Consider the following 272-nt stretch of genomic DNA (forward strand, 5'->3'; position numbering starts at 1 on the left):
TTCCTGTGCCCCCAGCGCGCCGTGCCGCTTGCTCAGCTTCTTGCCGTCGGGGCCGTGGATCAGCGGGATATGCGCCCAGACCGGCACGTCCCAGCCCATGGCGTCATAGATCATCATCTGGCGCGCGGCATTGTTGAGGTGATCGTCCCCGCGGATCACATGGGTCACGCCCATGTCGTGGTCATCCACCACCACCGCCAGCATGTAGACAGGCGAGCCGTCCGACCGCAGCAGCACCATATCGTCAAGCTGGTCGTTGCGGATGGTCACAT

At 64.0% G+C, this 272-nt stretch carries 1 protein-coding gene; it reads right to left on the bottom strand.

Annotation, left to right across the window (positions count from 1 at the left end):
• On the bottom strand, positions 1–272 hold a 272-nt coding region (locus tag A3728_RS19225), incomplete at both ends, for a glutamate--tRNA ligase family protein (protein WP_236630566.1).

Source organism: Sulfitobacter sp. HI0040, from assembly GCF_001634885.1.
Taxonomy (GTDB): Bacteria; Pseudomonadota; Alphaproteobacteria; order Rhodobacterales; family Rhodobacteraceae; genus Sulfitobacter.